Origin of the sequence: Umezawaea endophytica, assembly GCF_025061645.1 — a bacterium.
GTDB classification, from domain to species: Bacteria; Actinomycetota; Actinomycetes; order Mycobacteriales; family Pseudonocardiaceae; genus Umezawaea; species Umezawaea endophytica.
Window position 1 is genome coordinate 1 of sequence record NZ_JANYMP010000013.1, and the last position, 12370, is coordinate 12370.

The 12370-nt window shown below is 67.2% G+C and carries 13 protein-coding genes; 6 read left to right on the forward strand and 7 right to left on the reverse strand.

Features of this window, described 5'->3' with window-relative positions; genetic code table 11:
* Positions 1 to 53: 53 nt before the first annotated feature.
* Complete coding sequence (locus NZH93_RS25570) at positions 54 to 635, reverse strand: TetR/AcrR family transcriptional regulator (RefSeq protein ID WP_259625737.1); 582 nt, start codon at positions 633 to 635, stop codon at positions 54 to 56.
* A gap of 83 nt (positions 636 to 718) precedes the next feature.
* Between NZH93_RS25570 and NZH93_RS25575 the strand changes: the two genes are divergently transcribed.
* Positions 719 to 1036, forward strand: a complete 318-nt coding sequence (locus NZH93_RS25575; protein WP_259625738.1) for an antibiotic biosynthesis monooxygenase family protein — start codon at positions 719 to 721, stop codon at positions 1034 to 1036.
* Here the strand turns inward: NZH93_RS25575 and NZH93_RS25580 are convergent.
* The gene (locus NZH93_RS25580) at positions 1033 to 1662 is read right to left on the reverse strand and encodes a DUF305 domain-containing protein (RefSeq protein WP_259625739.1); all 630 of its coding nucleotides are present in this window, start codon (positions 1660 to 1662) and stop codon (positions 1033 to 1035) included. The genes NZH93_RS25575 and NZH93_RS25580 overlap by 4 nt on opposite strands.
* 140 nt (positions 1663 to 1802) lie before the next feature.
* Here NZH93_RS25580 and NZH93_RS25585 point away from each other — a divergent pair, with 140 nt between their 5' ends.
* The gene (locus tag NZH93_RS25585; RefSeq protein ID WP_372506804.1) at positions 1803 to 3293 is read left to right on the forward strand and encodes an LVIVD repeat-containing protein; all 1491 of its coding nucleotides are present in this window, start codon (positions 1803 to 1805) and stop codon (positions 3291 to 3293) included.
* Positions 3294 to 3361: 68 nt separating this feature from the next.
* Here the strand turns inward: NZH93_RS25585 and NZH93_RS25590 are convergent, their stop codons facing one another.
* The 5 genes from NZH93_RS25590 to NZH93_RS25610 form a co-directional block, all read right to left on the reverse strand.
* Positions 3362 to 4513, reverse strand: a complete 1152-nt coding sequence (locus NZH93_RS25590) for a low temperature requirement protein A (protein ID WP_259625740.1) — start codon at positions 4511 to 4513, stop codon at positions 3362 to 3364.
* Between the two features lie 163 nt (positions 4514 to 4676).
* On the reverse strand, positions 4677 to 5732 hold the full coding sequence (locus NZH93_RS25595) for an ABC transporter ATP-binding protein (protein ID WP_259625741.1): 1056 nt from the start codon (positions 5730 to 5732) through the stop codon (positions 4677 to 4679).
* 16 nt (positions 5733 to 5748) lie between these two features.
* Positions 5749 to 6549: an ABC transporter permease gene (locus tag NZH93_RS25600; protein WP_259625742.1), complete on the reverse strand. Its 801-nt coding sequence runs from the start codon at positions 6547 to 6549 to the stop codon at positions 5749 to 5751.
* A complete protein-coding gene (locus tag NZH93_RS25605; protein ID WP_259625743.1) occupies positions 6540 to 7457 on the reverse strand; it encodes an ABC transporter permease in 918 nt (305 codons plus the stop codon). Before NZH93_RS25605 ends, NZH93_RS25600 begins: the two co-directional genes overlap by 10 nt.
* Before the next feature lie 3 nt (positions 7458 to 7460).
* Positions 7461 to 8564 carry an ABC transporter substrate-binding protein gene (locus NZH93_RS25610; protein WP_259625744.1) on the reverse strand — a complete coding sequence of 368 codons (1104 nt, stop codon included), beginning with the start codon at positions 8562 to 8564 and terminating at the stop codon, positions 7461 to 7463.
* 597 nt (positions 8565 to 9161) lie between these two features.
* Here NZH93_RS25610 and NZH93_RS25615 point away from each other — a divergent pair.
* The 4 genes from NZH93_RS25615 to NZH93_RS51285 all read left to right on the forward strand — a co-directional run bounded on the left by NZH93_RS25615 (position 9162) and on the right by NZH93_RS51285 (position 12081).
* On the forward strand, positions 9162 to 9800 hold the full coding sequence (locus NZH93_RS25615; RefSeq protein ID WP_259625745.1) for a hypothetical protein: 639 nt from the start codon (positions 9162 to 9164) through the stop codon (positions 9798 to 9800).
* A 16-nt stretch (positions 9801 to 9816) separates the two neighbouring features.
* Positions 9817 to 10761, forward strand: a complete 945-nt coding sequence (locus tag NZH93_RS25620) for an acyl-ACP desaturase (protein ID WP_259625746.1) — start codon at positions 9817 to 9819, stop codon at positions 10759 to 10761.
* Positions 10762 to 10893: 132 nt separating this feature from the next.
* Positions 10894 to 11250 carry an ArsR/SmtB family transcription factor gene (locus NZH93_RS25625; protein WP_259625747.1) on the forward strand — a complete coding sequence of 119 codons (357 nt, stop codon included), beginning with the start codon at positions 10894 to 10896 and terminating at the stop codon, positions 11248 to 11250.
* A 198-nt stretch (positions 11251 to 11448) separates the two neighbouring features.
* A complete protein-coding gene (locus tag NZH93_RS51285; RefSeq protein WP_372506843.1) occupies positions 11449 to 12081 on the forward strand; it encodes an ATP-binding protein in 633 nt (210 codons plus the stop codon).
* The last annotated feature ends 289 nt before the right edge of the window (positions 12082 to 12370 follow it).

A 12370-nucleotide genomic window follows, 5' to 3' on the forward strand; every position in this document is an offset into this window, starting at 1 on the left:
GGCCACGGTTGCGTAGGCGGCGTTGCGTTGGGTGGGTGGTTGGCTGCTGGCTGTTATTGGAGTACGCCGTGTAGTACCTGGTCCACCAGTGTTTTGATGACGCGTTCGTTGTGTTCTGTGTTGCCTGGTGAGACTGTGCGGGAGGCTGCTTCCACCATTCCGTGTACCAGCATGGCGCGTAGTTCTGGTTGGGGTACGTTCGCCTCGCGCAGTACGCCTGCCAGGGGGGCTAGTAGGCGTTCGTGTTCGTTGCGGATTTGGGTGCGACTGCTTTCCGGCAGGGCGTGTGCGGAGAGGGCTACTACTGCGCTGTGGCTGCCGTCGGTGATGATTTCCAGTTCGGCACGGAGGTAGGCCTCGATTTGTGCTGGTGTGCCGTTGGCTGTTGCCACGGCTTTTTCCAGGTGTTTTGCCCATTCTGGTAGTTCGTCCGTGACGATCGCGGCTACCAGTTCTTCTCGTGAGCGGAAGTACTCGTAGAGGCTGGGGCGGGAGAGGCCTACTCGTCTGGCCAGCGCTGCCAGTGTCAGTGCGTCCGGGCCGCCTTCCGCCACCAGGTCGCGGCCTGCGTCCAGCAGGGCGCGCAAGCGGTTGGCTCGGTGTTCCGCGACGGTGTCCGCACTGATCCGTGGCACTGGGCAATGGTAGACCCCTCTTGTGTTCCCTACGCCCTGTTGGGATAGTTGCCTACGTTGCGTCGGGAACTTGGAGGTGCGGGATGTTCATCGCCACCAACCGCTTGTTCGTGCCCGCTGAGCGGGCCGCGGAGTTCGAGGAGAAGTTCCGGGCGAACATGCGGGCGTACCTGCCTGGGGTGCCGGGGTTGCGGCGGAGCACGTTGTTGCGGCCGACGTCGCCTGAGCAGCCGTACGTGTCGCTCAACGAGTTCGACACCGAGGCTGATTTTCGGGCCTGGGTGGCGTCGGACTCGTTCCGTGAGGCTCACGCGCGCAACAAGGGCATCGCTCGGCACGTGACGGGCAACGCGGTGGAGACGTTCGAGCACTCGGAAGACCTGGTGCTGGAGGCCTCCTAGGGGAGGACCAGGTCCTGCATCCGCTTGATCTCGTCCGTCTGCGTGGCGATGACGTCGGAGGCCATCTCCTCGACCCGGACGTCCACGCCGTCCGACAGCACTTCCTCGGCCATCTTCAGCGCGCCCTTGTGGTGGGTGATCATCAGGCGCACGAACAGCTTGTCGAACTCGCCGCCGGTCGCGGCCGTCAGCGCGGCCATGTCGGCGGTGCTCGCCATGCCGGGCATCGTGGCGTGGTCCACGTGGGGCAGTGCCGTGGAGTGGCCGTGCTGTTCGGCGTCCACGGCGAACTGCTTCTGCCACTGCTCCATGGCGCCGATCTCGGGGCCTTGGGTGTCGTGGATGCGGGACGCGAGGCCGCGGACGGTCTCGTTCGACGCCCGGTCCGGGGCCAGCGCGGTCATCTCCAGGGCCTGGCGGTGGTGGCCGATCATGCCGACGACGTAGGTCAGGTCGCGCTCGTTCGGAGCCGTGAAGCGGTCGGTGCCGATGTCGTCCGGGGAGATCGTCTTCGCCTGCTCACCCGGCGCACCAGGCACGATGATGGGCGCGGTGTCCTCGGAGGGCGTGGACGTGCAGCCCGCGAGCACCAGTGCGACCGCCACCAGACCGACCCTGAAACGCATCCGCTCCCCCTCGTCCGAGACCCACCGTACCGACCATCCCAGCCAGCGGAAACTTGGCATACCCGCCGATCGGACGTGGTCTTTAGCGGTGCAAAACGGTGATACTGACTCTCCTGCATCAGGTTAAGAAGGGGAGACCTGTGTTCACAGCATCCGTATTGGCCCGACGGCGCCGGGCGCCGCTCGCGGCTCTGGGGGCGTTCGCGCTGGCGGTGTCCGCCCTCGCGTTCAGTCCGCAGGCGTTGGCCCAGCCGGACCAGGACAGCGTTGACGGCCTGTCCGAGACGCAGCTCTCGGCTCCCGCGAACCCGACCGCGGGCATTCCCGCCGTCGACGAGATCGCGCGCAGCCGCAACGTCAAGCACGTGGCGAACCTGCCCAAGGGCACGCCGTTCGCGGCTTCGACGTACTCGGACCTCGCGTTCGAGGGGAACCACGCGTTCGTCGGCAACTACGACGGCTTCACGATCTACGACATCCGCAACCCGCAGAAGCCGAAGGTCGTCAGCGAGGTCGTCTGCCCCGGCGCGCAGAACGACATCTCGGTCCAGGGCGACCTGCTGTTCCTGTCGACGGACTCGTCCCGTTCGGACAACTCGTGCAGCAGCGTCTCCCAGCCCGCCACGAACAAGGACTCGTGGGAGGGCATCAAGATCTTCGACATCAGCGACAAGCGCAACCCGAAGTACGTCGCCGCCGTCGAGACCGCGTGCGGTTCGCACACCCACACGCTGGTGCCGGACAAGAAGGGCCGCAACGCCTACCTGTACGTCTCCTCGTACTCCCCGAGCGCGACGTTCCCGGACTGCCAGCCCCCTCACGACAAGATCTCCATCGTGAAGGTGCCGCTGAAGGACCCGGCGAAGGCCTCCCTGCTGTCCGCCCCGGTGGTGTTCCCGGACGGTGGCAACCAGGGCCGCTCCGGCACCGTCGCGGACGGCTACGTGACGGCCACCAGCGGCTGCCACGACATCACGGTCTACCCGTCGAAGGACCTCGCCGCGGGCGCCTGCATGGGTGACGGCGTGCTCTTCGACATCTCCGACCGCGAGAAGCCGCGCGTGATCACCACGGTCCAGGACAACGTGAACTTCGCGTTCTGGCACTCGGCGACGTTCAACAACGAGGGCACCAAGGTCATCTTCACCGACGAACTCGGTGGCGGCGGCGCGGCGACCTGCAACGAGACCATCGGCAAGAACCGCGGCGCGGACGGCATCTACGACATCAAGGGTCGTGGCGACAACCGCAGGCTCGAGTTCAAGAGCTACTACAAGATCCCGCGCGTGCAGGCCGACACCGAGAACTGCGTGGCCCACAACGGCTCGCTGATCCCGGTGCAGGGTCGCGACATCATGGTGCAGTCCTGGTACCAGGGCGGCATCTCGATCTGGGACTTCACCGACTCCTCGAAGCCGAAGGAGATCGGCTTCTTCGAGCGCGGCCCGCTGCCGAACGGCGGGGGCGGCGGTAGCTGGTCGGCGTACTACTACAACGGGTTCATCTACTCGTCGGACATGGCGAAGGGCCTCGACGTCCTGGACATCCGGGACCCGCGCACCTTCTCCGCGAAGTTCGTCCGGGTGAACCAGCTCAACGTGCAGACCCAGGGTTCCTACCGCGAGTGGTGACCTGACAGCACGCTGATCCGCAACGCCATCGGGGCCCGTGTCCACTTCGGACACGGGCCCCGAGTCGTTCACGCACCGGCGCGAGTCCCCCGTTCACTCGTCACCACGACGGCCACCAGCGCTGCCACGAGCACCGCGGTGACGTGGATCGGGGCGGGGCCGAACGAGGCGGCGAGCACGAGCGCGGCGCCGATCGGGAAGGCCCACTTCGCGGTGCCGCGCGAGGTCTCGAAGACCTGGAGGAACCACACGACGAGCAGGTACACGGCGACCGGCACGGTCGTCGTCATGGCCGCCGCGAGCGACGGCAGGTGCGTCACGTGGGTGTCGTAGTCGACCGACACCTCCAGGCCCGCGCCGACGGCCGCCGCGGAGGCGAACACGAGGTAGTGGCCGTAGCCCCAGGTCAGGGACTTGCGCAGCGAGGTCAGCAGTTCCTCGGCCGGGTGGTCGAAGTACAGCCACCACAGGCCGAACACGATCACCAGGCCCGCGAACGCCAGTGACACGAGCGCGGGGACGTCCGTGCCGGCGTCCAGGCCCGCGCGGATCGCGTTGCTGGCGGCCAGGATCGACTCGCCGAGCACGATGAGGGTGAACAGGCCGTAGCGCTCGACCACGTGACCGACGTGGAAGGTGGTGCCCGCCGCCCGTTCGGCGAAGGCGGGCACCAGCATCTCGCAGACGGCGAGCACGAGGAACGCGGCCAGCAGCAGGCCCTCGGGCAGGAACAGCCGTCCGACCCAGCCGACCTGGACGACCGTGATGCCGATCGCGTACCGGGTCGCGGTCGCGCGCCGTTCAGGATCACCGTGCCGGGCCCGCAGCCACTGGCTCACCATCGCCAGGCGCATGACCAGGTACCCGATCGTGACGACCGTGAAGTCGCCGTCCTCGAACGCCCTCGGCACACCCGCGGCCAGCACGAGGACACCGGTGATCTGCACGAGCGTCGTCACCCGGTAGATGACGTCGTCCGTGTCGTAGGACGACGCGAACCAGGTGAAGTTCAGCCACGCCCACCAGATCGCGAAGAACACCGTCAGGTAGCCGACGAGGCCGTGACCGATGTGGTTCTCGGTCAGCGAGTGGTGCAGCATGGCCGCCGCCGACGCCACGGCGACCACGAAGCTGAGGTCGAAGAGCAGTTCGAGCGGGGTCGACGCGCGGTGCGTCTCGTCGGGTCGACGGGCCGCCATCGGCCGGTAGGGCACGGTCATGGGCTGGATGATGCATGACGGGTGCCGGGACCACCACGCGAGGCCGCGCCGGGTCACCATTTTTTCGAGGTGGGGCCGAAGTCTCTGCCCCACCTCGAAAAAATCGGGGCACGAACTGCCGACTAGAGGCGGTCGGGCCGCCGTCCGAGGAGCGGCGGCTCGGTCAAGCCTTCACGACCATGAACCGCGACGCGGTGAAGTCCAGTGCCACGGCGGTACCGGGTGGGTAGGCCGCGGCGATGTTGGACGGTTGGTCGACGCGGATGGTCTGCTCGTCGCCGTCGAGGCGGATCACCAGGCGGGTGACCGGGCCGAGGAAGCTCTGGGTGAGCACGCTGCCCAGCAGGGCGCCGTTGGGCTCGCCCTCGTGTTCGACGATCCCGATGTCCTCGGGGCGGACGATGACCTTGACGTCGCTGCCGTCGGACAGGTCGGCCGCGGCGTCGGTCGCGAGTTTGAACGTACCCAGCCGAACGGCGCCGGACTCCGACCGGCCCAGGACCGTGTTCGTCACGCCGACGAACTGCGCGACGAACGCGGACGCGGGCTCCCGGTAGACCACCGCAGGGGTGTCGAGCTGTTCCAGCCTGCCCTGCGACATCACGCCGACCCGGTCGGAGACGGCGAGCGCTTCCTCCTGGTCGTGCGTGACGAACAGGGTCGTCATGCCCAGCTCGGTCTGGATGCGGCGGATCTCGTCGCGGAGCTGGACGCGCACCTTCGCGTCCAACGCGGACAGCGGCTCGTCCAGCAGCAGCACGCGCGGCTGGATCGCCAGCGCCCGCGCCAGTGCCACGCGCTGCTGCTGGCCACCGGACATCTGGTGCGGGAACCGACCGCCGAACTTGCCGAGGCCGACCAGTTCCAGCAGTTCCGCGACGCGCTTGGAGCGCTCGCCCGACCCGGCCTTGCGGAGCCGGAGGCCGAACTCGATGTTCTGCGCCGCCGTCATGTTCGGGAACAGGCTGTACGCCTGGAACACCATGCCCATGTCCCGGCGGTTCGCCGGAACGGACGTGATGTCCTTGCCCGCCACCACGACGTGCCCCGTGTCGGCCGTCTCGAACCCGGCCACGATGCGCAGCGCGGTCGTCTTGCCGCAGCCGCTGGGGCCGAGCAGGCTGACCAGTTCGCCCTCGGACAGGTCGAGGTCGAGCCCGTCGAGCGCGGGCAGGCCCCCGAAGGACTTCCGGAGGCCCTTGAGCTCTAGGTAACCCATGAAACCCGGTCTTTCTCTAGTCCTCGACGACGGTGGCCCGACGCCGTTGACCGACGTAGGAGAGCAGGAACAGCAGCACGAACGCGAACACCAGGCAGGCGAGGGACACCGCGATCGACAGGCCCGCGTTGCGCTTGCCGATCAGGTTGACCTGGACCTGGAGGGTCTCGAAGTTCAGCAGCGAGGCGATGGTGAACTCGCCGAGCACCAGCGCCACGGACAGCAGCGAGGCGCCGATCAGCGCGGTGCGGATGTTCGGCACCACGATCCGCCACAGCACCGTGCCCCAGGACGCGCCGAGGCTGCGAGCGGCCTCCGCGAGCGTCTTGAGGTCGATCGACGCGAGACCCGCGTCGATCGCCCGGTAGGCGAACGGCAGCACGAGCACCGCGTACACGAAGGTGAGCGTCAACGGCGAGTCGCCGAGGAAGTAGTTCACCCACGCGTAGAGCGGCGCCATGCCGACGACCAGCACGATCGCCGGGATCGTCAGCGGCAGCAGGCACAGGAACTCGACCACGCGGCGCAGCTTCGGCAGCCGCAGCCGGATCCACGCCATCGTCGGGACGAGCAGGACGAGCATCAGCACGGAGCTGAGCACGGCGAGTTCGACCGACGTCAGGATGGAGTCGACCAGGTCGGGGTCCTCGAAGATGCCGGTCCACGAGTCCAGGCTGCGGGTGTTGTTGATCCCCCGCGTGGAGAACTCCCCCATCGCCACCAGCGGCAGGATGAAGTAGAACCCGAGCACCAGGAGCACCACGACCCGCAGGACGGTGCCCGCGATCTTCCTCGGGGGTTTCGCGGTCACTGCCATTTGGACACCCTCCGCTGGATCAGGGCGTAGAGGCCCATCGCGACGCCCACCACGATGACCATGCCGAGCCCGAGCGCCTTGCCGAGGTTCTCCTGGCCCAGCAGCACCTCGCCGGTCAGGAAGCCGCGGATCTGCAAGGGCACGATGGGACTGCCCTGCGACACCAGGGCTGCGGCCGTGGCGTACGCGGAGAACGCGTTCGCGAACAGCAGCAGCAGGGCGCCGAGGAACGGGGAGAACAGGATCGGGCCGCCGACGTGGCGCCAGTAGGTCCACGTGGTGCCGCCGAGGCTCTCCGACGCCTCCCGCCACTGCGGGCGGAGGCCGTCCAGCGCGGGCAGGAACACGATGACCATCAGCGGGATCTGGAAGAACGTGTACACGAGCGTCAGGCCGGGCAGTTCGAAGATCCAGGCGCTGCCGGAGAACAGGTTGACGCCGAAGGTGTCCTGCAGGAACTTCGTGACGAAGCCCTGGAAGCCGACGGTCGCGAGGAACGCGAACGCCAGCGGCACGCCGCCGAACTGGGCGAGCACGCCCGCCGCGGCCACGACGACCCGCCGCAGCAGGCCGTCGGCCTTGCCGCTCGCGACGGCCCACGACAGCAGCGCGCCGAAGACCGCGCCCAGGAGGGCGGTGATCGCCGACAGCTCGATGCTGCGCCAGAACGCCTGGAGGTAGACGCCCTTCATCAGGTCGGTCAGGTTGGACAGGGTGAAGGCGCCGTTCGAGTCCTGGAACGCCCCGGCCAGCACGAGGACGGTCGGGTACACCAGGAACACGCCGACGTACGCCAGGAACGGCACGACGACGAGCCACGCCAGGACGTTGCCCCTGGTAGGCCCTCGGCCGGGGGACGCGGCTTTCGCCGTGCCTCCCCCGGCCGAGGTGGTGACGGGTGCGACCAAGGGTCAGCCCACCGCCTGCGCCCACGTGGCGGTCAGGACCTGCTTGGCCTTGTCGGCCTGCTCCTGGGTCTGGAACACCTGCTTGCCGTCGGTCTTGGGCAGCTTGGCGGCCGCGGCGGAGTCGGCCTTGCCCGACTTCGTCATGGCCTCCAGCCGGACCGGGCGCGACAGGCCCTGGAGGTAGATGTTCTGGCCTTCGTCGGAGTACAGGAACTCCTGCCACAGCCGCGCGGCGGCCGGGTGCGGGGCGTCGACGTTGATCGCCTGGTTGTAGTAGGCGCCGATCTGCGCGCCGGTCGGGACGACGGTCTTCCAGTCGACCTTGCCCGCGAGCTTCGCGGTCTGCGCGGCGTTCGTGTAGTCCCAGTCGATGACGACGGGCGTCTGGCCGGACTCGATCGTCGCGGGCGACGGGTCGACCGGCAGGAAGTTGCCCGCGGCCTTGAGCTTCTTGAAGAACTCCACGCCGGGCGCGATGTCGTCGGCGGAGCCGCCGCTGCCCAGTGCGGCCATCACGACGCCGGAGTAGGCGGCGCCCGCCTGCGTCGGGTCGCCGTTGAGCGCGACCTTGCCCGCGTACTCGGGCTTGAGCAGGTCTTCGACCTTGGCCGGGGCGGGCACCTTGCCCGCGTCGTACCCGATCGACATGAAGCCGCCGTAGTCGCCGTAGTACAGGCCCTCGCCGTCCTTCAGCTCGGCCGGGATCTCCTCCCACGTGGCGACCTTGTACGGCGCGAACATGGTCTTGTTCGCCACGGCCACGTTCAGGCCGAGGTCGAACACGTCCGGCGCCCGGTCACCGCCCTTGAGCTGCTGGGCGGCCTTGATCTCGTCGGCGCTGGAGCCGTCCGGCTGGGCCGAGTCGATCTTGATGCCGTACTTCTCCTCGAACGTCTTCAGCATCACGCCGTAGTTCGCCCAGTCCGGGGGCAGCGCGATGACGTTCAGCGTGCCCTCCTTCTTGGCCGCCTCCACGAGCTTGTCCAGACCGCCGAAGTCGGCGGCGGACTTGGCCGTCGCCGCGGCGGTGCCGCTCGACGAGCTTTCCTTGGCGGGCGGTGCCCCGCAGGCGGCGAGCGCGATGGCCAGCGCACCGACACCGAGCAAGCGCAGAACTGGGGTGGGAGTCAACGAATCGAACCTTCCTCGTCGGGAGTGCCCGCGTGCGGTGCTCGCCCGCGAGTCCGATACCCCGAAACGTGTCAGTTGGCGCGAGGATTGGTCACATTGAGCGGCCTTGTCAAGCGCGCCGCGCGTACTGATACCAATTCGAATGACAAGGCGAATTCTTCGTGGTGGCCACATGTACCAAGGGTTAACCCGACGACGTTATGGCGGACGTCGAACTTCGCGCCGGAACCACCCCTGCGCAGGCCCGTTGTCAAGAGTCGGCACCCGAAGGCGCCCTTTAGCACCATGATCCACCGCGCGTTCGGGAGACCGCGCGGAGCCCGGCCGGCGGACTCCGAGCGCGACCAGAACGACCCAATGCCGCACCGGCGTGTCCAATTTCGCTCACCCCTCTGGCCCAGGCCGGAATTCGATGACCATTTACCGGCGATTCCTGGACCGTTTCAGGCCCGTACGCGAAACGCGGCACCGGAAACCGCGCCCACGGCGAGGGGTGCCGCGGAGGCATAGGTAGCCGTACTATGTGTCGCACGTCTACCTATGGGGGTCCTCGTGGCACAGCGGAAGCTGCTCGTGTGGCTGCACGTCGTCAGCTCGGTCGGATGGATGAGCCAGGCGCTCGCCCTGTTCGCCCTGACGACCTACGCGCTCGGGTCGAACGGGACATCCAGGACGGGCGCGTTCGAAATGGCGAAGGTGATCGACGCCGACGTGCTCCGGTTCATGGCCACGACATCCGCGTTCACCGGATTCATGCTCTCGGCGCTCACCTCGTGGGGCTATTTCCGACACTGGTGGGTTCTGGTGAAATTCGCGATCACCCTGGCCCAGCTCTACGCGGGCATCTTCGTCCTGAGCCCCAACCTCGACCTCGGCGAGAACGGGAACCCGACGATGACGCGAGCCGGATCACTGCTGATGGCGAGCGCACTGGCGGTGCAGGCGTGGCTGTCCGTCGCCAAGCCCGGCAAGCGCACCCCGTGGACCCCACCAGGCAGGTTCCCGACCGCGCCCGGATGGGTGACGGGCATCTGCGTGGTTATTCCACTGATCGACTACCTCCTCTTCCACGGCATCCCGGCACTGTCACTCCTGGTCGCCATCGCTTACCCCATGTGGCGCCGATGGAAAGTCACACCTCGGCAATCGGCGACCACCACTAGGCCACGTAGGCTCAGAGAGGAAAACGACTTGACCCACCACCAGAACTGAGAACGAGGTGATCGGTGTGACGGTTGGCGATAGCCACCGCCGCGATACGGATCTGCTGCGCGAGCTGGAACCGATCGTGGAGGTCAACCTCGACCGCCACTTGTCGATCGCCAAGGAGTGGATGCCGCACGACTACGTCCCGTGGAGCGAGGGCCGCGACTTCGCGTTCCTCGGGGGCGAGGACTGGCACCCGGAAGACTCCCGGCTCGACCCCACCGCCAAGACGGCGATGATCATCAACCTCCTCACCGAGGACAACCTCCCCTCCTACCACCGCGTCATCTCGTCGTCGTTCGGCAAGGACGGCGCCTGGGCGACCTGGATGCACCGCTGGACCGCCGAGGAGGCCCGCCACGGCATCGCGCTGCGCGACTACCTCGTCGTCACCCGCGGTGTCGACCCCGTCGACCTCGAACGCCAGCGCATGGAACACATGTCGGTCGGCTTCGAAGGCCAGACCGAGTCCGCGATCCGCAACATCGTGTACGTGTCGTTCCAGGAACTCGCGACGCGCATCTCCCACCGCAACACGGGCCGCGCGACCAACTGCCCGCTGGCCGACCAGCTCCTCGCCCGCATCGCCACGGACGAGAACCTGCACATGGTCTTCTACCGCAACCTGGTCACCGCCGCGTTCGAGGTCCAGCCGGACCACACGATGCAGGCGGTCCGCGACGAGGTGCTCAACTTCCAGATGCCCGGCGCGGGCATCAAGGACTTCCTCCGCAGCTCCGCGACCATCGCCAACGCGGGCATCTACGACCTCCGCCTGCACCACGACGAGGTCATCATGCCGATCCTCCGATTCTGGAAGGTCTTCGAACGCACCAACCTCGGCGGCGAGGGCGAAAAGGCCCGCGACGAGCTGGCCGAGTTCATGACCGTGCTCAACGGCAAGGCGAACAAGTTCGTGGAAATGCGCGAACGCCGCCGAGCCCGCGCCGCGAAGGCTGCCGAGTAGCTGCTTGTCGGACAATTCCCCGTCGGGCTGTCGTTCGGCGGAATGTCCGTTCGATGAGTGGCCCTGGCCGTGGGTACGCACGGCCAGGAATCGGCATTGACTTATATAAGTAGGGAATGGGACAGTCGCCCCGTGCACGCGTTCGACGTCCTGGGCGACCCCGTTCGCCGCCGCATCCTGGAACTGCTCGCCACCGGCGAGCAGACCTCCGGCGCCGTCGTCGCCGTGATCCAGGAGGAGTTCGGCATCTCCCAGCCTGCTGTTTCCCAGCACTTGAGGGTGTTGCGGGAGAGCGGGTTCGCCACCGTTCGGGCTGTTGGTACGCGGCGGCTGTACACGGTGGATGCTGGGCCGTTGCGGGAGGTTGATGATTGGTTGGATCGGTTTCGGGGGTTTTGGGGGCAGCGGTTGGATGCCCTTGGGACGGAGTTGGCTCGGGGGAAGAGGGAGCGGCGGCTTCGGGATGAGGCTGAGGGATCTGGGTCGTAGGGCTTGGTCGTGGGGCTGGGGGTCGTGGGGGCGCGGGTCGTGGGGGTCTTGAGCTTGAGATCGTGGGCTGGGGTCGTGGAACTGGGTTGGGCTGGGTTCGTTTTGAAGGCTTGATGGGGCAGGAACGCGTCGGGGCTCGTAGGTCGGGTGGGTGGGCTGAGGTGTCGGGGCGAGTGGGATGAAGTCGGCCACATCGTGATGGGGTTGCGGTGGTGGTTTGGTTGGGTGGATTGCTGGTCAGGGTGGGTGGCCGGGTTTGGTTGGTGGCCTGGGTGGTGGGGCGGGGCGCGGTTGCTCGTGGGGTGTGGCGAGTGGGTCGTGTGGGGGCGTCCCTGTGGGGGTACTCCTGCTGGTGCGTGGCTCGCCCGGAGCGGTGGTGGGCCTTGGACCGTTGGTGGGAGGCTCGTGAAACCGGTTCTGAAGTTGCCTGCGGCGCTTGATCTCAGCCGGTTCCCGCATCCACCGTTGTCGAATGTGCGGATTTGGGTGACCGAGGTGTTGGTGGGGACGTCGGAAGAGTGTGTGGATGACGCCGTCCTGTTGGTCAATGAGCTTGTTTCTAATGTTTATGACCATGCGACTCCGCCGTGTCGGGTGAGGGTTTCTGAGTTGCCTGAGCAGTTCGGTGTGCGGGTTGAGGTTGATGATGGTGAGGCTGATCTGCTGCCTGTGATGGGGACTTCTCGGTTGGGGAAGTATCGGGGGCGGGGGTTGGTTTTGGTGGAGCGGGTGGCTGAGCGGTGGGGGATATCGCGGCGGACCTGGGGGAAGACGGTTTGGGCGGAGTTGGCGTATCGGGGGCGGGGCGCTGGGCCGTTGCGGGTTGTGTGATGTGGCGGGTGGGTTAGTGGGATTGCGGTGGGCTGGGTTGATGGGTGAAGGTTTTGGCGGTGGGGTTTTGGGGTGGCGGTTTGGGGTGAGTGGGTTTCGGGCGTCTGGGGCGTGAGTGTTGGCCGTATGGGCCGCCGTCGGGTGCTTGTTGTGGGGTTTGCGCAGGTCTTGGGGTTGGCGGTTGGTGACTGCGGCTTCCAGCGTGGTGTGGCCGACTTGACTTGGGGCCCCTAGATTTGCCCCTTCGTCGGGCAAGAAAGGGCGGAGGGTGAAGCTGCCGCCCGACGCA